Source organism: Chloroflexus aurantiacus J-10-fl (assembly GCF_000018865.1).
GTDB lineage: Bacteria > Chloroflexota > Chloroflexia > Chloroflexales > Chloroflexaceae > Chloroflexus > Chloroflexus aurantiacus.
Genome location: NC_010175.1, coordinates 3,703,200 through 3,723,645 on the forward strand (window position 1 = coordinate 3,703,200; position 20,446 = coordinate 3,723,645).

General features: G+C 58.2%; 13 protein-coding genes. 4 read left to right on the top strand and 9 right to left on the bottom strand.

The window, feature by feature from the left end; all coding sequences use genetic code 11:
* Positions 1-68: 68 nt before the first annotated feature.
* From CAUR_RS14550 to CAUR_RS14575, 5 genes are all read right to left on the bottom strand, one after another.
* A complete protein-coding gene (locus CAUR_RS14550) occupies positions 69-1,706 on the bottom strand; it encodes a nickel-dependent hydrogenase large subunit (RefSeq protein ID WP_012258626.1) in 1,638 nt (545 codons plus the stop codon).
* An 18-nt stretch (positions 1,707-1,724) separates the two neighbouring features.
* On the bottom strand, positions 1,725-2,696 hold the full coding sequence (locus CAUR_RS14555; protein WP_012258627.1) for an NADH-quinone oxidoreductase subunit B family protein: 972 nt from the start codon (positions 2,694-2,696) through the stop codon (positions 1,725-1,727).
* A gap of 267 nt (positions 2,697-2,963) precedes the next feature.
* The gene (hypB, locus tag CAUR_RS14565) at positions 2,964-3,659 is read right to left on the bottom strand and encodes a hydrogenase nickel incorporation protein HypB (protein WP_012258628.1); all 696 of its coding nucleotides are present in this window, start codon (positions 3,657-3,659) and stop codon (positions 2,964-2,966) included.
* Positions 3,656-4,000: a hydrogenase maturation nickel metallochaperone HypA gene (hypA, locus tag CAUR_RS14570; protein ID WP_012258629.1), complete on the bottom strand. Its 345-nt coding sequence runs from the start codon at positions 3,998-4,000 to the stop codon at positions 3,656-3,658. The genes hypB and hypA overlap by 4 nt, the downstream gene beginning before the upstream one ends.
* Before the next feature lie 4 nt (positions 4,001-4,004).
* The gene (locus CAUR_RS14575) at positions 4,005-4,874 is read right to left on the bottom strand and encodes a helical membrane plugin domain-containing protein (RefSeq protein WP_012258630.1); all 870 of its coding nucleotides are present in this window, start codon (positions 4,872-4,874) and stop codon (positions 4,005-4,007) included.
* A gap of 205 nt (positions 4,875-5,079) precedes the next feature.
* On the opposite strand from CAUR_RS14575, the gene hypF reads away from it, so the two are divergent.
* The 3 genes from hypF to CAUR_RS14585 all read left to right on the top strand — a co-directional run bounded on the left by hypF (position 5,080) and on the right by CAUR_RS14585 (position 11,929).
* Complete coding sequence (gene hypF / locus CAUR_RS14580) at positions 5,080-7,395, top strand: carbamoyltransferase HypF (protein WP_012258631.1); 2,316 nt, start codon at positions 5,080-5,082, stop codon at positions 7,393-7,395.
* A gap of 1,336 nt (positions 7,396-8,731) precedes the next feature.
* Entirely contained in the window at positions 8,732-9,244 is a 513-nt protein-coding gene (locus CAUR_RS21590; protein WP_012258632.1) for a hypothetical protein, read from the top strand.
* A gap of 12 nt (positions 9,245-9,256) precedes the next feature.
* Complete coding sequence (locus CAUR_RS14585) at positions 9,257-11,929, top strand: SUMF1/EgtB/PvdO family nonheme iron enzyme (RefSeq protein ID WP_012258633.1); 2,673 nt, start codon at positions 9,257-9,259, stop codon at positions 11,927-11,929.
* Between the two features lie 116 nt (positions 11,930-12,045).
* On the opposite strand, the gene CAUR_RS14590 is transcribed toward CAUR_RS14585, so the two are convergent.
* The gene (locus tag CAUR_RS14590) at positions 12,046-12,591 is read right to left on the bottom strand and encodes a hypothetical protein (RefSeq protein WP_015909300.1); all 546 of its coding nucleotides are present in this window, start codon (positions 12,589-12,591) and stop codon (positions 12,046-12,048) included.
* Between the two features lie 484 nt (positions 12,592-13,075).
* On the opposite strand from CAUR_RS14590, the gene CAUR_RS14595 reads away from it, so the two are divergent.
* Entirely contained in the window at positions 13,076-16,432 is a 3,357-nt protein-coding gene (locus CAUR_RS14595) for an ExeM/NucH family extracellular endonuclease (RefSeq protein WP_012258635.1), read from the top strand.
* A 93-nt stretch (positions 16,433-16,525) separates the two neighbouring features.
* Here CAUR_RS14595 and CAUR_RS14600 read toward each other — a convergent pair whose 3' ends face one another.
* The 3 genes from CAUR_RS14600 to CAUR_RS14610 are packed head-to-tail and all read right to left on the bottom strand — an operon-like array spanning position 16,526 to position 20,443.
* Positions 16,526-18,583 (bottom strand): Type 1 glutamine amidotransferase-like domain-containing protein, encoded by a 2,058-nt coding sequence (locus tag CAUR_RS14600; RefSeq protein WP_012258636.1) that lies wholly within the window; start codon positions 18,581-18,583, stop codon positions 16,526-16,528.
* A 10-nt stretch (positions 18,584-18,593) separates the two neighbouring features.
* Positions 18,594-19,475 (bottom strand): oligopeptide ABC transporter permease, encoded by an 882-nt coding sequence (gene opp4C, locus CAUR_RS14605; protein WP_012258637.1) that lies wholly within the window; start codon positions 19,473-19,475, stop codon positions 18,594-18,596.
* Positions 19,472-20,443, bottom strand: a complete 972-nt coding sequence (locus tag CAUR_RS14610; RefSeq protein WP_012258638.1) for an ABC transporter permease — start codon at positions 20,441-20,443, stop codon at positions 19,472-19,474. Before CAUR_RS14610 ends, opp4C begins: the two co-directional genes overlap by 4 nt.
* Positions 20,444-20,446: the final 3 nt, after the last annotated feature.

A 20,446-nucleotide genomic window follows, 5' to 3' on the forward strand; every position in this document is an offset into this window, starting at 1 on the left:
AATGCGAGTTCGTCTGCACCGGCATGGTGACCAGTACCGGTGCAGACGTTCCTGCGCGCTTGCCCCTGCTACGCGCCTTCACCAATGCGGAACCGTGCCAACTCCTTGCCGGTCTTCTCGTCGTAGGCGTGTACCGTACAGACCAGGCATGAGTCGTAGCTCCGCGCCACATGACCAAGTTCGACCGGATCGTTGGGGTCGGCAATGGGAGCGCCGAGGAACGCCTGTTCCATCGGCCCATTGACCTCGCGGCTATCACGCGGGCCGATGTTCCACGCCGTCGGTGTAATCACCTGATAATTCTCGATCTTACCGTCCTTCAAAACGATCCAGTCGGAGAGGCTGCCACGAGCAGCTTCAGTTGAGCCAAAACCACGCCCTTCCGGTAGTTCTTTTGGCTTGATGTAGAACTTCTCGTGCAGGTTGATCTGATCGAGCCATTTGCGCACCAGCTTGTAGTATTTCGGTGCTTCGTGCATCCGAGCCATCACCCGCACCAACACACTCGGCCCGACGGTGGTTACGGCATCGAGGAAGAGCGGATCGTAGTCCTGCCAGTCGGCAGCGCCTGGACGACCGGCAATCACCTGGCGCGCCAGCGGGCCGGCCTCCAGCGGATGGCTCCCTACGCCGGGGATGAGATAGCGGGGAGCTTTGGCCCAGGTGTACTTGCCCTGTCGCCGGCCAACTTCCGGGTCAATTGGTTCGGTACGCCCCTCAAATGGGTGCAAGACATGGTTCCCCTCGTAGAAGGAGTGGCTGACATCTTCGCGGACCTGAGCCTGATCGAAGTCGTAGAACTGACCGTTCACGTAGACGCCGGAACGGGCAATCAGGGCAGCGTTGCGCCCTTCGATGGTGGGGCGAGCGTACAGTTCGGGGTGGAAGTAGGTACCGGTGGCAAGATAGTTATTCCACCCGGCGCCATATTTGTCGAGACCGGCGGCCATCGCGAAGCGCAGGAAGAAGCCGCAGTCGGAATTGTAATGGCGCTCGTTCTCGTGCATCCATTCCATCACATCGGCCCAGCTCTTGTTTTGCAGCCAGCGATCAACCGAACAGCCGAGCCACTTCTTCTCCAGCCATTCGTCTTTCCAGTACTCAAGAATGGCGATGGCGCGGGTCACATCGGCCAGCGTTGGCGCACACATGACACCGCCGGGGATCATGAAACTGGAGTGAGGCCACTGGCCGCCGAAGATAGCGTAAATCTCTACCGGCTTATTCGAGAGGGTCACCCCGTGCTCGTAACTGGTGCCGACGAAGGGTGCGAAGCGGCGCACCGCTTCATCGTATTCGGGCAGATGGGCGTACTTCTTGTTCGTCAAATCGATGGCGAAGAGAGCGTAGAACCAGCGCGGAATGCTCTGCAAGGTCTCGCACGCCTGGGCGATGTTGCGGATCAGGGTGGCATTGGGTGGCAGCTCGGTCTGCCATGCGGTGTCCAGCGCATACACGGCTTTGGTCAGATGGCTACCGCCGCAAATACCACAGATGCGAGGGGTGACAATCAACCCGGCCTGCGGGTCTTTGCCCTTCAGAATAATCTCGAAGCCGCGAAACATTGAGGCTTCGGTCCACGCACTGGTGACAACGCCGTCGCGGATGGTCACCCGCAGATCGAGGTCACCTTCGACACGGCCAAGTGGGCTGATGCGCAAGTCACGACCGGTAAGTGTTGCCGGATTCTCGATGATATTAACCATTGCCAGCTTCTCCCCTTACTACACAACGAACATATCTTCTTTGGCCCACTTGGGCGCAGCAACACGAGCGGCTGCGGCCAGTGCCATATAGCTGATCGGATCGGTTCCGGTTGGCACCTCTTTCGGGATCGCCCCGCTGATCTTCTGGGTTTTGAAGACGGTGCCGGGCGCGAGATCGAAGAAGGGAAACTCCGGTTCGGTACAACCCGTACAGGGCATACCGGCGCGGGTCTTCGATGACTGGCGGTTCCAGAGAATGCGATTGCAGGGTGAGCGAGTCATCGGGCCACGACAACCAAACTCGTAGAAGAGACAGCCGGTGCGCGTGCCCTGCCCAAATTCGAGCGTTGATTGTTTGTACTCGAAAAATTGTACCCGTGTACAGCCGGTTTGGGTGAAGCTGGTAAAGAAGGTCTGCGGACGTTGCAGATCGTCGAGGGCGATGTCGGCGGCGCGACCACTGGCAACCGCGACCAGAATCTGGGTCACCCAGTCGGGGTGAGCCGGACAGCCGGGAATGTTAATCACCGGCAGACCGGCCTTCGAGCGCCAGTTGGGGCCGAGGAAACCGCCCAGCTCGCGCTTGTGAAACTGAAGACCGGTGGACTGACTGGGATTAGGGGCCATGGCCGGGATGCCGCCCCAGCAGGCGCAATCACCGATGGCGACCACAATGCTGGCCTGCGCAGCCAGTTCGCGCACCCACTCTTGCATTGGGCGGTCGGCAAACATGTTGTAGCGGCCAGTGCCGTTCGGGGCCTGGATCACCGTACCCTCGAAGACAAAGATGTCAAGCGGGCGGGCGCCACTGGCACAGTCGTGAAAGATACGTTTGGCGTTCTCACCCAGCTCCATGCCGAGCGACGGGTGCCACAGAATCTCAATTCCAAAATCGGTGACCAGATCACACGCACTTGGTTCCTCGGCATTGAGGAATGACATCGTGTTGCCGCTACAGGCGCCACCCTGTAACCAGAGCAATGTTGCCATTGAACCGCCTCCTTCACCTCTCAAGATGCTAGACTTCCCTATCAAAAACAGCGCTACGCCGATGGTGTTTTTGAATTTGATGATCGTGTTCGCATCTGGTCTCGTACCCGGTTTAGTCACTCTTGCAGGCCGGCCTCGCTACGGGCAGAGGTGGCAATGATCGAGGCGAGAGGATTAACAGCGCGAATATGAGTCTCGGCACTCACCCGATCAAACCCTACCGGTTCTGTCCAACTCCTTCACGACGCCAGACTTCCCTAAACAGCGCTACGCTGATGGGGTTTTTGCGTTTGATGATCGTGTTCGCATCTGATCTCGCAGCCAGTTTAGCCACTCTTGCAGGCCGGCCTCGCTACGGGCAGAGGTGGCAATGATCGGGGCGAGAGGATTAACAGCGCGAATATTAGTCTCGGCGCTCACCCGATCAAACCCCACCGGTTCTGCCAGGTCCATCTTGGTCAGGATGACCGCATCGGCGGTGGCAAAGGTCGCCGGATACTTCAACGGTTTGTCTTCACCTTCAGTCGTAGAGAGTAGGACCACGCGCACCGCTTCGCCGAGATCGTAGCCGGCGGGACACACCAGATTCCCAACGTTCTCGATAAAGAGGAGATCGATCTGGTTGAGGTCCCAATCGGCGAGATGGCGGGCAACGATGTCGGCTTCGAGATGACACATATCGCCGGTCTGTATCTGCCGTACCAGCCCACCACTGCGTGCCAGCCGACGGGCATCGTTGTCGGTAGCCAGATCGCCGACCAGGGCCGCGACCCGGCACTCGGCCAGCATCATGCGCATCGTCGCTTCGAGCAGGCTGGTTTTGCCGGCGCCCGGACTGGACAGCAGATTGACAACCGTCACGCCGGCGGCGTGAAAGCGGTGTCGTAACGCGGCAGCGAGTTGATCGTTCTTGTTCAACACGCCCTGGCGAATTTCGATCAGCCGTTTTGTCTCGTAGGTCATGGTGTCTCCAGTGCAACCAGTTCTAACTCACGTCCATGAACGATCTGACCGCAGGGGCGATCACACCGTGGACAGCGGAACAGCCGTGGGTTCGTCAGCGTCACTTCGGCGTTGCAATCCGGGCAAAAGACGACCACCGGCACCTCTTCGATAATCAGTTCAGCCCCGGCCAGCGGTGTGCCTTCGGCGGCGATGGCGAAGCTGAAGCGAAGCGCATCGGCGACCACCCCAGCGAGGGCGCCGATCCGCAGGTGAACGGCGCTGATCCGATCCACTCCTGCTTCTGCCGCAGCATCGCTGGCAATCGTCACGATGTTGTGCGCAATCGATAATTCGTGCATCAGCCTATTTCAGCGAACGACCAAAGCGGCGACCGAATTCAACAATCAGCCCGGCAGCGCGTTGCACATCGGGATCGCGTAACGCCCGGAGCAGACCAAACAGACCAATCGGTTTTGGCTCCTGGCGCAACGCCTCGCGACTGGCGACAAAGGCATTACCCGCTTCCCCAACCAGCTGTACCGTATCGGGATGGAACACACCCGAATCGAGCAGTGCGTCGAACTCTGCCGAGGCGATAAATGGCTCGATTCGCTCGATCACCTCGATGAAGTTGGGAGCGACGGCAACCAGGCGGGGGAAGTAGGGTAGGAACGCGATGAAGGCATCGATCAGCTTATCAGCCGTGATCGTGCGGTCATTCATTGTTGTGCGCAGCTCTTCGACCGCCAGGCGGATATTTTCGGTCAGCTCATCACCGCGCGCCAGCAGGTGATCGAGCGCACTGACCAGGAAGGCGAGTAGTTCGCTCTGCGCCAGCAGACGATCAAGCGCGGCCAGCGTGTCGGGTTTGCTTAAGGTTGCGAGCAGGCGCTGAAATGCCGGCTGGGCCGTCAATGTTGCCAACTGCTCAACAGTCGTAGTCAGTTGCGGGAGCGTCCGCGACAGTCGCATTAGTTGGGCAGCCAGAGCGCCACCATCGTCGGGGAGAGCGGCACGCAATTCGTGAACGCTAGCAGCGACGTTGTCGGCGATAACGTCACCCCGTTGTAAGAGGCTATCCACTGCGCCGACCGAAAAAGCCAGCAGTTCGGCGTGGTCGAGCAGCCGGTGCAAGGCGGCAGCCGTCTGCGGTTCGTTTAGTCGTTCGAGCAACGCATGCGCGTTTAACGGACGGTCGGCATGAGCCGTGGTTGTAGCGCCATTGCTGGTCATTGCGCCCCTCGCTCAATAGTGATAGCGAACGCGAATCGTGGCGATCCAAACGAAAAAAGTGATTGCTTGAACGAAGTATAAGAATTACTGATGCATAACGCAAGTTGTAACTTCACAACCGTCGGTTGTCGTTAGTCGTTCTGCGGGTTGGATTGTGCTACAGTAGTACCAGCAGTCGGTAGCACGAAGATGATGGGCATTACTCATGACAGGCGAAGTGAACAATCCTCAGCAGCGGCGCTGGCGGATCAGTGTGCGCGGTATTGTGCAGGGGGTCGGCTTTCGGCCATTTGTGTTTGGTCTGGCCGACCGCTGGCGTTTAGCCGGTTTTGTGCGCAACGATAGCAACGGGGTTACGATAGAAGTCGAGGGCGACGAGCATGCCCTGCATGCGTTCGTGCATGCCCTGCGCGCAGAGGCACCACCGCTGGCCCGGATCGATCAGGTGAGTGTTGAGCCGCTGGCACTGGTTGGTGAGCGCAGCTTTGTGATTGCTACCAGCCAGGCTCAACCGCAGCGACGCACCCTGATCGCTCCTGATACCGCCACCTGTGCCGATTGTTTGCGCGAGATCAACGATCCTGCCGACCGCCGCTATCGGTATGCGTTCACCAACTGCACGAATTGCGGCCCGCGCTTTACGATAGTGCTCGATGTACCCTACGACCGCGTCAATACCACGATGCGAACCTTCCCCCTCTGCGCCCAGTGCCGGGCAGAGTACGAAGACCCGCGTAACCGGCGGTTTCACGCTCAACCAACGGCATGCCCGGCGTGCGGGCCGCACCTGCGCTGGTCGGTTGACACCACCGATCCGCTGATCGCGGCAGCCACAGCCCTGGCAAACGGCGACATCGTGGCCGTGAAGGGATTGGGTGGTTACCATCTGGCCTGTGCTGCTGATGATGAAACGGCGGTAAGCCGTCTTCGCCAACGCAAGCAGCGCGAAGCACGGCCACTGGCGCTGATGGTGCGCGATGAAGCAGTCGCCGCCCACCTTTGCTTCATCGATCCGGTAGCGCATACCATCCTGACCAGCCCGGCGCGTCCGATTGTGCTGTTACCCCGCCGGCCAGACGCACCGGTTGCCCCTTCGGTAGCGCCGGGGATGCAGACGCTGGGGATTATGCTCCCGTACACGCCGCTGCACCATCTGCTGCTGGCCGAATACGCCAGGGTGGTTGGCCCGACCCGCCCGGCGGCAATCGTGTTGACCAGCGGTAACCTGAGTGATGAACCGATTGCGTATGAAGACGACGATGCTGTGCAACGCTTAAGCCCAATTGCTGATGCGATGCTGAGTCACAATCGCCCGATCCATATGCGTTGTGACGACAGCGTCGTGCGGGTGGCTGCCGGTGGGCCATTGCTGATCCGGCGTTCACGGGGCTATGCCCCGGCACCGATCACCCTGGCGACTGCACTCCCCTGCCCGATCCTCGCCTGCGGTGGTCACCTCAAAAACACCTTCGCCCTCGGTCGTGGACGGGAGGTCTTCCTGAGCCATCACATCGGCGATCTGGAGAATCTCCCGACCCTGCGTTCATTCCACGAAGGCATTGCCCACTTTCAGCGCCTGTTCGACATCCAGCCGGAGGTGGTTGCTTACGATCTCCATCCCGGCTACCTGGCCACGCAGGCTGCCCTGGCGATGGCGATCCCGCACAAGATCGGCGTGCAGCATCACCACGCACATATTGCTGCGGTATTGGCCGAATATGGCATTGATGGGCCGGTGATTGGTCTGGCGGCGGATGGTAGCGGGTACGGGCCTGATAGCACGGTCTGGGGTGGTGAGATATTCATCGCGACCTGCGCCGATTACAGGCGGGTCGGGCATCTGGCGCATCTGCTACTGCCCGGCGGCGAACAGGCGGTACGCCAGCCGTGGCGGGTGGCCGCGGCTGCACTATCAACGATCTACGGCACCGACTTCTGGCAGCTTTCATTACCACTCGTCCAACAGCTTGATCGTTCAGCCTGGACAGTGCTGGCCCGCATGATAGAACGCTCGCTCAACACGCCACGGACATCGAGCCTGGGGCGCTTATTCGATGCAGCGGCGGTGCTGGTAGGGATCGGGCAAACAGCGCGCTACGAAGGGGAGCTGGCCATTCTCCTGGAACAGATTGCCGATCACGACCAGCCGCCCTACCCGCTGCCGCTCCGTGAAGCGGCGTCCGCTCAGGAGCCGTTTAGGCTGGATGGTCTCGCCCTGCTGGCGGCACTGGTTGATGACATGCAACGAGGGGTAGCGCCGGCGGCCATCGCCGGGCGCGTACACCAGGGAGTAGCCCGTGGTTTATTGATGGCCTGCCGGCGCGTGCGTGATGAGCATGGCCTCACAACCGTCGCGGTAAGTGGGGGTGTCTTCCAGAACGTGTTCCTGCTGGAAACCCTCACCGCACTGCTCACCGCCGACGGCTTCACCGTCCTGATCCCCCGCCTGGCGCCACCAAACGACGGCGGCCTGGCGCTTGGTCAGGTCGTGGTTGCCGGTGCAGTAATGGCTATGAGGTAGTCGCCCTCGGCCCCGCTTGTGCGGGCGAGGGGGAACGCCCTGCTATTCCTCCCCCCAGCGGGGATACACCCTACAATTCCTCCCCCCAGCGGGGATACACCCTGCTATTCCTCCCCCCAGCGGGGATACACCCTACAATTCCTCCCCCCAGCGGGGATACACCCTACAATTCCTCCCCCCAGCGGGGATACACCCTACAATTCCTCCCCCCAGCGGGGATACACCCTACAATTCCTCCCCCCAGCGGCTATGCATTACCCACATGTCACGCTGCGTTAGGTCGGGCTGCAAGCGCTCCCTGTGGCGCAGACTGCCAGCCTGCGTGCATTCCATCCCCGTCACTGCCGTCGGGTGATGGCCGTGGCCGATGAGATGGTGCGCAGGGTGAACGTCTGTCCGACAGGCTGATACACCGGCTACCGCTGCTGCTCCCATCCACTTCCCGTTCATGACGTAAGACCCACCTTACAGCAATGCAACGCGAATAGTGCCCAGGATTGCACCCGATGCGGTAGAGGCTGCGAGTGAGCGAAGAAGTTGACAAAATAGTTATGGATAAGGTATAGCCGCTGGGGGGAGGTGGAACAAGGGCCAAACGCCAGGGGGCACGGCATGCCGTGCCCCTACGGGTGTCCAGCGGTGCATCATTCCGTAGGGGCGACGCATGCGTCGCCCCTACGCATATGTCGCCCAAGGTCGCTCCCTGGAGTTGGCTATGCATTACCCACATGTCACGCTGCGTCAGGCCGGACTGCACGCGCTCCCCGTGGCGCTGGCTGGAAGCCAGCGTGTAGGCATCCCCGCCACCATTGTCAGATGCTGGTCGTAGCTGCTGGTGCGCAGGCACGAACCTGGTACAACCAAACGTCTACGCGCAGTAGCGCATTCATGCCTGACCGACCTGATGATCGTCACGAACACATCCAGCATCCCTGTGACCAGGAGGGGGAACGGCGTCCCACGCGCCGGATCGTGAGCACGGCTGGCGCGGCAGCATGGCTGCCGCACTCCAAACTACGCGACACGCGTATGACGAGCGGGTAAGGCAATCCATCCAGCACGTGCTGGCTCGGCTGGAACGGTGCATTGCCACCGAGCCAGTCGCCCAAAACGATATCCATGGCGATCACACCTGCTGATACACACGTGGTTGATACCAGTTATGGGTAATGATAGCCAGCGGGGGGAGGTCAGGAGGGGGGCCGGGATTAAGGTGAACGAGAATCATTATGGAGCACGCCCGTCTCCACTCCCCACTCCCTGCTACCAAAACCCTCGAACATCCGTATAATACACCGTAAAGAACTCGCCAACCTGCCGTCCCAACGACACACCTATGCTGAAACGAACCATAGCCTTGCTCCTGATAACCGGTGCAGCGGTGATAGCGCTGGTGGCGTTGCACACCGTGACTGCCCAGACCCCGCTGCCGCCGACACCATCGGCTGCAACGCCTGTGCCAACGCCTGCGGTGACGCCGACGGCCACGTTGCCCACCTCCGAACCGACACCGACACTGCAGGAAGTTCTTATCTGTATCATAGGCTTCTTCAGTGGAGAATGCTCGATTGAAAAACTGTGGTCGTTGATTACGCAGTATCCACCGTTGCAGGTTGTCGGCCTGTTCATCATCGCCGCGCTTATCTTTGGCGCGGTTACCATTGTCAAACGCTTGTACGAGAGTCTACTTCGCTGGATTTACCACATCATCGGTGGTCTAAAGAGCGATGCTGGGGAAGAAGCCAGACTCGAGCGGGAGAAGGAGCGTCAAAGGCAGCGGCTAGAACAATGGGAGCGCCAGAAACATGCGTCCTCAGCTCGCGAACGCTACCTGTTCAGACTGGAGTAGGAGATGCGGCGTATGGCCAAAATCCCTGCCCTGGGTCGTGAACAGCCCGAACTGAACCTGGAGCAGGTCTACGTGCCGCTGTACGTGGTCGAGCGCGAGCAGATGGAGCGTTTCGACACCTATCTGCTCGGTAAGCTGGACGGGCAGGCTGATCCGCGCCGTGATGCCTACAAGGCGGTTGAGACCAGCCGACCGGTGTTTCGCCTGTTGAGTGAACCTTCAGCTATACCCCGCGATAGACAACAAAAGAGAAAGGGCACTAACGTAAACCGCGATGAACGTCCTGAACCAACTACCACCCGCCTGCTGCTGGTCGGGCGTGCCGGTAGCGGTAAGACGACCACCCTGCACTACGGGGCGCTGATGCTGGCGCGGGCGTTTCGTAAAAAACGGGCGTTTCGTACAGGCGATGTCGCTATCCTGCGTGATCGGTTGCAGCTCTTCGTCACACGCTGCCCGTTCCCGATCTACGCCCGCCTGACCGAGCTGATGACCTATGTGCGTGGGCGATACACCAGTGCCGATCTGGTCGGTGTACCGGCAACGGTGGTGCTCGATGCGCTCGACGAGCTGCTGCGGCGGGATGTGCCCGATCTACCGGCGGGGATGGTCAGGGACTGGGTACAAAACCGTGACACACCCTGTCTGCTGATGTTTGACGGCCTGGACGAGACCGGTGATGCCGATGAGCGCGGTCATACCATCGATCTGATCAACAGCCTGGTACGGGCCTACCCGCAGCATCGCTATCTGCTGGCCAGTCGCCCCTTTGAGGGGCTGAGTGACCGTTTGGCGGGGTTCACCGAACGCCATCTGCGTCCGTTGGATGCCGATGACATCAAACGTCTGCTCAACAAGTTCTTCCTGGCCCTTCGTCTGAAAGACAGTGTAGCTGATGCGTCACTCAACCCGGAGGGACTGGTACCAGAGGCGGCTGAATTATGGCGTAGCCTCGAACGGAACCCGCGCCTGTTTGATATGGCGACGAATCCGCTCTTGCTGACCAGTATGGCCGTGCTGGTTGAGGGACGCGAACCGCTGCCGGTCGAGCGGGCGAAAATCTACGAAAAGCTGGTGCGGTTGACCATTGAGGCATGGCGCAAAGCGCAATTGAGCCGTGACCGGCCAGGGGTGACGGTCAAGCTGTTTGAGGAGAGCGATGACAGTGTGCGCTTGCGGTTGCAGTTGTTGGCTGCCCACATGCTGGAGCAGGAACAGCGTGAAGTGACCCTGGCCCAGGTGCGCGAACTGCTACGTCCGATCTATCGTGCATACTATCCCGACTGGCACGATGAGCGTTGTGATACCTACATCCGCGATCTGTTTGCCCAGCTCGCCCTCCACAGTGGGCTTGTGCAGGCCCGCGACATTGACACCCTCTTCAGTTTTGCCCACTTTACCCTGCAGGAGTATCTGGCTGCCCGCCACTATACCGAACAGGGCCGCGATAAGGAAGCAAAGGTTAACGCCCTGATCGACCGCTGGGCAGAGCGACGCTGGCGAGAGACGATCCTGCTCGCGATTGGTCACGAAGCCACTATTGGCTCGCGCGAGATGGCGCAGATGATGATTGATCGGTTGCGCGAAACCGGCGATCCGGAGGCCATATTGCTGGCCGGTGAGGCACTGGATGAAGCCAATGCCCGCACGGTGGGCGAGCTGACCAGGCAACGGCTGGCGGTTGCCGACCGCCTGCGTGCCCTGGCTGCCCTGACCGCCGACTGGCGCACGGCGATGCATCCCGATCCGGTGGTGCGCAATCGGGCTGCAATCATGCTCGACCGGCTCGAGGCTGATCACGACCGCCCCGGCCTGGATCTGACACAGCCCGACTACTGGGCGGCCCGCATCGAGTCCGGGGCGTTCAGTATGGGTGATGACAACGGGAAATCTGATGACGAGAAGCCTCAATTCGTTTATCACATCCGCCAGCCCTACGCCCTGGCCCGCTTTCCGGTCACCAACCGCCAGTACCTGCGCTTCCTCGACGCGCTGGCAGGGCGCGGCGGTCGGGAAGAGGTGGCGGCTGCGGAAGAGGTACGCCACCTGCTCCGGCAGCATGGCCTCTCTCCTGATCAGATGCGCCCACGATTACGATTCTGGCCTGGTACACGCTATCGAACGGGTGAAGGCAACTGTCCGGTGGTCGCTATATCCTGGTACGCGGCCACTGCCTTTGCCCACTGGGTAGACATCTGGCTGCACAGGATCGGGGTACTGCACGACGGGGAAACGGTACGGTTGCCGACCGAAGCCGAGTGGGAGCGGGCCGCTGCCTATCCGGTGGTGATACCGGCCACTGACCCCCGTGCTGGACGGCGGGAATACCCGTGGGGAGAGTGGGATGAGGTGCCCTGCCTGCGGGCAAATACTCACGAAAGCGGGATCGGTCAGCTCTCTGTCGTCGGTGTCTTTCCCCACGGCGCGGTGGCCTGTGGTGCCGAAGACATGGCGGGCAACGTCTGGGAATGGTGCAGCACCCCGTATCTGAGGTATCCGCTGAGCGGTGATGTGGTTGCTGAGAACCTGCAAAAACGAACCAAAGATGCTAGATACGTGCTGCGCGGCGGCTCGTGGATCAGCGATCGTGGCGGCGCCCGTTGCGCCTCTCGCGGCGGCCTCAATCCCGTTAACGTCTACGCCGATTGGGGTGTGCGTCTTGCCCGTACATTCTCCTTGTCTTAATGTCTTTTTGACTTTTTGGTGTTGATCGGGTGGGCAACAACGAGCTGCCCATCTTTCTCGTCACGCTCTCTGACTGATTATCAGCACCACCAACACCTATCCCGCCACAACCACCACTACCCCACACTGAGACCGGTCTGCTGCTGGACAATCGCGCACACGGTGTTGAATTGTTCAGGGCCACATACCAGCAGAAAGGGTGCTCCTCTTTTGCGGTATAGCGTCAACACCCGCTGTTGCCGGTCAACCTCGACTCGTTCAACATCCTGCCAGCGGATGTGGTCGCTGGTACGCATGACCAGGCCGGATCCCATGGCGGTGACCTGACCGCTTAGCAGCGATGCAATCCGAACTGTCCGAAAGAACAGCTTTGTGCGCCCGCTGAGGGTTGATCTGACACCGGTGGTATCAAGGACAAACTGCTGTTCGTAGCCGATCAGGGCCAGCAACCCGACCACGATCACGAGCAGCCCGGCGATGATGCCGGTGGTGATGCCCATGACCTGCAATGTGATGAGCCAGCGATTCTCTTCGCTAATGAGGAAGATCAGCAGGCCGAGGGCCAGGATTGCTATCCCAAACACCAGTAGCGTCTGTTTGAAGATCAGGCGATTGCGCAACAGTGAGAGGCGGGCTGTCCAGGTAAGTGTTGATAGTTCCATCGTGCGTCTCCTGCATACCGGCCAGTGCATTGAGTACAGCATGGCGCACGGTGGCTTGCAGGACAAGCGTAGATTGAGCAATTCGGGGTAATTGGCAGACAATCTTCCGGGTCTCGGTGGTGATAGTTGCACCACAGAGGCACAGAGGGCGCAGAGGGTTAACATAAACATCCTCTGTGTCCTCCGTGTCCCTGTGGTTAATTGCACCACAGAGATACAGAGGGCACAGAGGGGGCGAACTCACACCGGTTGTTCTCCCTTTCCTGACAACTTATTCACCTGCCATCTGACAAAACTGTCATCAAACTATAGCCATTTTTCGGACAACCCTTAACGTGCCGTTCAAGATTTTCACCTATCATAGGCGATGCCTGATGACTCAACCATTGCTTTGCGGCTCTCCTGCACTTCACCCTCGCCTGCCCTCCGCATGGCCGGTTTACCGGTGGATGTCGCTTGTTTGGAATTGTATGAGGTGAATGTTATGCGTTGGATTGCAGGTTGGACGCGCCACTGGATGTATCTCGCGCTGGTGGTTGCCCTGATTGCGGTGCAGGCCGGTGTATCAACACCGGTGGCACGCGCAGTCAGTGCCGATCTGGTGATCAGCCAGGTCTATGGAGGCGGTGGCAACAGTGGCGCACCGTATACCAACGATTTTGTCGAGATTTTTAATCGCGGTACGACAACGGTTAGCCTGAGCGGTCTATCGATTCAGTACGCCAGTGCAACCGGGACGGGCAATTTTGGCAGTAACCCAATTGTGTTGCTCAGTGGATCGCTGGCTCCTGGCCAGTATTATCTGGTGCAACTGTCCGGCGGGGCGACCGGTAGCCCGCTACCGACACCGGACGCAACCGGTTCAATCAATGCCAGTGCCTCAGCCGGGAAATTTGCGCTCGTGAACAGCACGAGTGGTCTGGCATGCAACGGCGGCTCGACCCCCTGTTCGCCGGCGCAACTGGCCCTGATCATTGATCTGGTCGGTTATGGGAGTGCCAATTTCTTCGAGGGCGCGCCGGCACCGACGTTGAGTAATACAACGGCAGCCCTGCGTAATACGAACGGTTGTGTCGATACTGACAACAACGCAAGCGATTTCAGCGCCGGATCGCCCAATCCGCGCAACACGAGCAGTCCTGCCAATCCATGTAGCAGTCCACCGCCACCCCCGCCGATGATGGGCAATTGTCCTGATGTGCCGAATGTAACCCTCATTCACCAGATACAAGGCACAACCGACACCTCACCCTGTGCCGGTGAAGAGGTGCTGGTAGCAGGTGTGGTCGTGGGTGATTTTGAAGGCCCTTCACCCAACCTGCGCGGCTTCTACGTGCAGGAAGAGGCAACCGATGCCGACAGCGATCCGCTGACGTCCGAAGGCATCTTTGTCTTCAACGGCAACAACAACAACGTGGCTCTGGGTAATCTGGTTCAGGTGCGTGGCACGGTCAGTGAATTTCAAGGCCAAACCCAGATTAGTGCAACCCAAATCACGGTTGTCGGCAGTGGTACCATCGACCCGACTGACGTAGCCATGCCCTTCCCCGCAGCCGACTATCTCGAACGGTTTGAAGGCATGCTGGTGCGTTTCCCGATGAAACTGGTAGTGACCGAACACTTCCAGCTCGGTCGCTTCGGTCAGGTGGTGATGTCGGCAGCGGAACGCCTCTACCAGCCGACCAGCCTCTTCCCGCCAGGGCCGCTGGCCAGTGCGTTACAGGCTGCGAATGACCTCAATCGTATCATTGTCGACGACAACTTGCAGAATCAAAATCCCGACCCGATCCTGTTTGGGCGTGGTGGCAATCCGTTGAGTGCAGCCAATACCCTGCGCGGTGGCGATAGCGTGACCGGACTGGTTGGGGTGATGACCTACACCTGGGCCGGTAATGCGGCGAGCGGGAATGCGTATCGGGTACGGCCGGTGGGTGATTTGAGCGATTTGACGCCGGGTGGCGGCGTCCCGGTCTTCGTCGCCGAGAACCCACGTCCGACGACACCGCCGGCGGTTGGCGGCAGCATCACCGTGGTCGGGATGAATTTGCTGAACTATTTCAACACCTTCAGCGGCTGTACCAATGGTCTTACCGGTGGGCCGACCGATTGCCGTGGGGCCGAGAATGCGACCGAATTTACCCGCCAGACCGCCAAGACGGTAGCGACGATTGTTGCGCTCAACCCGGCCGTCCTGGGCCTCATGGAGGTTGAGAACGACGGCTATGGCCCGGCCAGTGCGATTGCCGATCTGGTTAATCGGCTGAACAGTGCGACAGCGCCGGGAACCTATGCCTTCATCGATGTTGATGCCGCGACCGGTCAGGTTGATGCGCTCGGCAACGATGCGATCAAGGTGGGGATTATCTATCAGCCGGCTCTGGTCACACCGGTCGGTCAGACGGCGGCGCTCAATACACCCGCCTTCATCACCGGCGGTGATAGCGCACCGCGCAATCGGGCAGCGCTGGCCCAGGCATTTGAGGTGAATGCGAGCGGTGCCCGCTTCGTGGTCAGTGTCAACCATTTCAAGAGCAAAGGCAGCCCCTGTGATGCGCCGGATGCCGGTGACGGCCAGGGCAACTGCAACATCGTGCGCACCAATGCCGCCAATACGCTGGCGGCCTGGCTGGCGAGTGATCCGACCGGAATCAACGATCCTGACGTGCTGATCATCGGTGACTTGAACAGCTACGCTAAAGAGGACCCCATCCGTGCCCTTGAGACGCAGGGGTACGAGAACCTGGTTGAGCGCTTTGGGGGCGCGAATGCTTACTCGTATGTCTTCAACGGTCAGTGGGGCTATCTCGATTATGCGCTGGCAAATGCGAGCCTCAGTCCCCAGATCGCCGGCATAGCCGAGTGGCACATCAATGCTGATGAACCGTCGGTCCTCGACTACAACACCAATTTCAAGTCGGCGGGTCAGATCAGTAGCCTGTACGCCCCCGATTTCTACCGCACCTCAGATCACGATCCAATCGTGGTTGGTCTCGACCTGGACGGAGTACCGCCAACGACCACGGCGACGGTCAGCGGGCCGAATAACCCGCTCTGTCCGGCTGATTGCTATGCGGGCAGCGCCACCGTGACGCTCACCGCAACCGATGATCGGTCGGGCGTTGTCGAGATCGCGTATCAGATCAACGGCGGCGGCTTCCAGCCCTACACCGGGCCGTTCACCTTCAGTAGTGACGGCACGTATACCGTCGAGTTCTTTGCCCGCGATGGTGCCGGCAATGTTGAACCAACCCAGACCCTGGTGGTCAAGGTGAGTTCCTTTCCGGCTCTATCTCCCCTCGATACATTCAACCGCGCCCCAGGCCGCCTGGGGCGAGACTGGGGTGGGGCAACCCAGAGTGATCAATACCGCATCGAGAATAATGCAGTGACGGTAGAGAAGGGTGGTCTGGCCTGGTGGCGGCCAACCGTCTTTGGGCCAGATCAGGAAGCCTATCTGCGCCTGACGAACATCAATCCGGCGGGACAGCATCACACGCTGGCCTTGAAAGTGAACGGCAATCAGGGGCAAAACGGTGCCATTCTGGTCAGCTACGATGCGCTCAATCAGCAAGTGGTGGTTGAGGCGTTGGTACGCGGGCAGGGCTTCCTGACCATCGCCACCTTCCCGGCGGTGCTCCAACCCGGTGACACCCTCGGTGCCCGTGCGCACGCCGACGGTACTGTTGAAGTCTTCGTGCGCTGCGAATCAATTGGTCTGGCCGACACGCGACCGGTAGCCAGCAACCGCTACGTCGGTACCGGCGGCCGGATCGGGGTCTGGTTCCTCGACACTGTCGGTGCTGCCTTCGATGATTTCGGTGGCGGTAATCTCACGCCGTAGGCTCAACAATCACCCCCGCCGACCGGATAATGGTTGGCGGGGGTGGTTTTTTTGTCCGGGAAGTGCTCGCAAATGATTGTTCGCAGCAGATTCTCACCGCCTTGCCTTTGTCGCAAACCAGACTGCCAGCAATACTGCCAGCCCTAACACAGCAACCAGCCAATATGGGGGCTGAGCCGGCGGAGTTGCTTCGGTTTCAGCGTCAGGGCTAGATGCGAACGTTGTAGCAGTGGGAACTGTTGGATTGACGACAGTGAGGGTAGGAGCTGCGGTACTGGTGGGGAGCGGAGTTGGTGTAAGCGTTGGTAGTTGTGGGGTTGGCTGTGGTTGATAGACGGCGTCAATGTCAGCAGGTTCAGGTTGAACGATCTCACCCGGCGCAAATACATCTAACAGCCCATTTGCAATGACAAACCCGTTATTCGTTCCCAGGGTTCGTTCGGCAAATCGTAAATCCAACACAAAGATACCATTCTCACCAAGGACACGCGCACCTTCTGCATGAACTTCAAGCGCAGTATTAGCATTGAGCGCAATCGCCAGTTGATCCGGGTGATTATAAGCCAGCGAGAAGAGCCGTCCAAAACGTTTATCTGCCAATACCTGTGGTTGCAGGGTAACAGGTAGCAAATTCAGACCTTCTTTAATCTCAGTCTTCCCTTGCACGAAGGATCGCTGTACTGCAATCTCTTCTTGTTCTGCATCGCCTGTCGGCGTTGGCCCGTGGGCGGCGTAGAAGCTGCCGAGGAGAGTTGCCGCAGCATTATCGGCAAGAACAGGCGTCCCGGTCAGCCAGGCCGAACGCAACCATGCAGGGGGAGTCATGTTAGACGCATCCCGTCCAACAAACACAATGCCGTCAATATTATCAGGCACCGCTTCCCCGTCGCCTACAGTTACCTGAGCTCCGAGAGCACTCAGAGCATTGGCATAGCGTTGAGCGGTGCGCTGGTTCGCTGCTGGGGAAGCACCTCCATCGGCAACCACGAGAATACTGGCATTTGCCTTGCCTGTAATATCAAGAAACCGGCGCAGAATACCATTGTTGTTTAAGGTGTCGGAAATATCTCCGGCGAGAATAAGGGTACCTGCGCCTGAAGGAATACGTAATGAATCGAACGTGCGCTCTAGTATTGGTGGAGGTTCATAGGCAGTTTGACCGAAATAGGGCACCCGAGTCTGTAGATTGTATGAAAAATCACCCGGTGACAGCACAGTAAGCAAGACATTTCTTACACTAATGAGGGGAGGCTGCCCGTCGGCAATCGTTACATAGCGCACAGAATCGGCGGCATGGTAAGTTTCGGCATCTAACACAGTAACCGTATACAATCCAAACACATCGCGAATCCAGTTTCCGTCGGCCACAACACCGGTATAGGCATCAACACCTATCCCAACATGAGGTAGATCGGGTTGCGTAATGACGCTGATCAGTCGCCCCATACGCGCTCGTTGCTGAAAATGTTGGTCGACGATTGCGTCCTGAATCCCGAAAGGTAACCCTCGACGTTCATCGGTATTCCATACCTCGACCGCACCGAAGAATAGTGCATTTTCGGGTGCGAAATTTGGACGGTAGGCTGCGAGCATTGTTCTGGATTGCACAGCGCCGCCGGCACTGGTTCCGCCAATAATGGTACCGTTTGCATACAGTTCAGTAAGCCGTTGCTCAGCAGGTGTATCTATCAAAGCCTGCATTGCCACAGCCTGATCGCCACCCAGAATATAGATAGCGGCAACATCATGGCTGAACAGCTCAAGAATCGCCGGATCGGAAGCATCAGAACGAGTAAATAGAGGGACTAATACCACCTCGCAAGACGTATCAGCCGGTACATTGCGCAGACACGCCCCCTCGATTTGCAGGCGCCGCTCCTCGGCATCTTTCAAGTTCTGATTTCGTTCAGCCTGGGTAATGGTTTCGGCATTAGTTGCATACGGTACCGGCAGCACCAGAATCTTCACCAACCCGTTGCGTGCATTCGCGATGGCGTATTGCATAAAACCGTTATACGTATCGGTATATCCACCGCCGATGATCAAAAGTAATCCTGGTGTTGATTGTGCCTGCACCGATATGATAAAAAAGAAAGCGAGAAGTAACGCGAGAAGATTCCTGGTCAGCAAAGAACGAAAGACCTGCATCATACGTTATTTCCTAGCGTGAATGGTGGCGCGGATCGAGTGCATCACGCAAACCATCACCAATATAATTAATTGAAATAACTACCAGGAAGATCATGAAACCGGGAAAAATGGCCGCCCAGGGTGCTGTTGTAATCTGACTTTGGGTATTAGAGAGCATATTCCCCCAGGTAGGTGTGGGAAGCTGTACGCCAAAGCCAAGATAAGAAAGACCACTCTCACTGATAATGGCACCAGAGAGTCCAAGCGTTGCTGAAACGATGATCGGACTGGCAATGTTTGGCAAAATGTGACGAAGTAGAATCCGGCGATGTGAACCTCCCAGTGCCCGACATGCCTGGACGTATTCGCGTTCGCGCACCGTGAGGGTAGAAGCGCGTACCATGCGTGCAGTTCCCATCCAGGAAAGCAAACCGATGACTAGCGCGATAGGTATGAACGAACCGGCCTGAAACATTGACAGGTCGAGAGAACGGAGAAACATGCCCAATGCGATGAGTACAAATAATCGCGGAATAGAAAGAAAAATCTCTGTTGTCCTCATCAGCACGCTATCAACCCATCCGCCAAAATATCCCGCAAGTAATCCGATGAGAGAACCAAGTGTAATCGACACAGCCATTGCCAGCAGACCAACGCTCAACGAAATACGTCCACCATACAGGATGCGTGCCCATAAATCACGTCCCAGATCATCAGTGCCGAGCCAGTGCGTTGCTGATGGTGGCTGAAAGCGATTGAGCAGATTCTGTTGCATCGGATCATGAGTCGTGAAGAAGGGCGCAAATGCAACCAGTATGGTAATACTTACCAGAATGACCATACCGACAAGTGCCATAGTATGCTTGCGAAAGCGTTGTACGAACAAGAACCAGGGTGATTGTGAGTCTTTCATGACAGTCGAATGCGTGGATCAAGCATGGCATAGATCAGATCAACCAATAAGTTGGAAAGGATTATCAGAGCAGAATAGATTGTAAGAATAGCCATAACCAGGGGGTAGTCATTTTTGAGGGCGGCTGTGAAGTAGAGCCGCCCGATACCCGGCCACGCAAAGATCGTCTCGGTAAATAGTGCTCCGGCAAATAGTGATGGTAGATCGAGGCTGAGCAGGGTGACCAGCGGAATAATCGCATTGCGTAAGGCATGTTTATAAATAACGACCCATTCTTGAATACCTTTCGCACGGGCCGTGCGAATGTAGTCCTCGTGAATGACGTCCAGCATCGCCGAACGCATATAGCGCATATATTCGGCAGCGGAGACAAAGGTGAGCATGGTCACCGGTAAAATTAAATGACGGATACGATCCCACAGAGAGAATGGCTCACCGAGAGTGTACATACCTGATCCCGGTAGAAGAGGCTTTCCGTCTGGACCTCGTAAAAGCACCGAGAAGACAATAATCAGAAGTAGCCCAAACCAGAAGACCGGCAGCGATTGCCCGGCAAACGCAATCGTGGTGAGTACGTTGTCCAGCCATGAGTATTGTCTGATTGCCGATAGGATTCCCAGCGGAATAGCGACCAGTAGTGTGCATATCAGCATCAAACTCATCAGCAATAGGGTGTTGGGTAATCGACTGCCGATCTCTTCCAATACCGGGCGCTTTGACGTTAAGGAGCGACCCCAATCCCCTTTGAGCAGATTTCCGAGCCATTTCACGTAACGTATTGGTACCGGATCGTCTAATCCTAAATTTGCCCGGATGCGCGCCAGGTCTGCTGCCGTCATGTCTGATTTTTCAGCATACACGGTCATGAAACCACCCGGCGTTACTGAAATCAGCCCAAAGAGGATCAGGCTGACTACAAAGAGTGTCAGTACTGCCTGTAGCAGTCGTCGTAGCAGATAGGTAGTCATAGC

What these genes read in the sequence shown, in the direction of transcription:
- opp4C (WP_012258637.1), bottom strand. Translation starts at nt 19,475, where the DNA reads ATGAAAGACTCACAATCACCCTGGTTCTTGTTCGTACAACGCTTTCGC.
- CAUR_RS14550 (WP_012258626.1), bottom strand. Translation starts at nt 1,706, where the DNA reads ATGGTTAATATCATCGAGAATCCGGCAACACTTACCGGTCGTGACTTG.
- CAUR_RS14575 (WP_012258630.1), bottom strand. Translation starts at nt 4,874, where the DNA reads ATGACCAGCAATGGCGCTACAACCACGGCTCATGCCGACCGTCCGTTA.
- CAUR_RS14555 (WP_012258627.1), bottom strand. Translation starts at nt 2,696, where the DNA reads ATGGCAACATTGCTCTGGTTACAGGGTGGCGCCTGTAGCGGCAACACG.
- CAUR_RS14610 (WP_012258638.1), bottom strand. Translation starts at nt 20,443, where the DNA reads ATGACTACCTATCTGCTACGACGACTGCTACAGGCAGTACTGACACTC.
- CAUR_RS14590 (WP_015909300.1), bottom strand. Translation starts at nt 12,591, where the DNA reads ATGGAACTATCAACACTTACCTGGACAGCCCGCCTCTCACTGTTGCGC.
- CAUR_RS21590 (WP_012258632.1), top strand. Translation starts at nt 8,732, where the DNA reads ATGCTGAAACGAACCATAGCCTTGCTCCTGATAACCGGTGCAGCGGTG.
- CAUR_RS14600 (WP_012258636.1), bottom strand. Translation starts at nt 18,583, where the DNA reads ATGATGCAGGTCTTTCGTTCTTTGCTGACCAGGAATCTTCTCGCGTTA.
- hypB (WP_012258628.1), bottom strand. Translation starts at nt 3,659, where the DNA reads ATGACCTACGAGACAAAACGGCTGATCGAAATTCGCCAGGGCGTGTTG.
- CAUR_RS14595 (WP_012258635.1), top strand. Translation starts at nt 13,076, where the DNA reads ATGCGTTGGATTGCAGGTTGGACGCGCCACTGGATGTATCTCGCGCTG.
- CAUR_RS14585 (WP_012258633.1), top strand. Translation starts at nt 9,257, where the DNA reads ATGGCCAAAATCCCTGCCCTGGGTCGTGAACAGCCCGAACTGAACCTG.
- hypF (WP_012258631.1), top strand. Translation starts at nt 5,080, where the DNA reads ATGACAGGCGAAGTGAACAATCCTCAGCAGCGGCGCTGGCGGATCAGT.
- hypA (WP_012258629.1), bottom strand. Translation starts at nt 4,000, where the DNA reads ATGCACGAATTATCGATTGCGCACAACATCGTGACGATTGCCAGCGAT.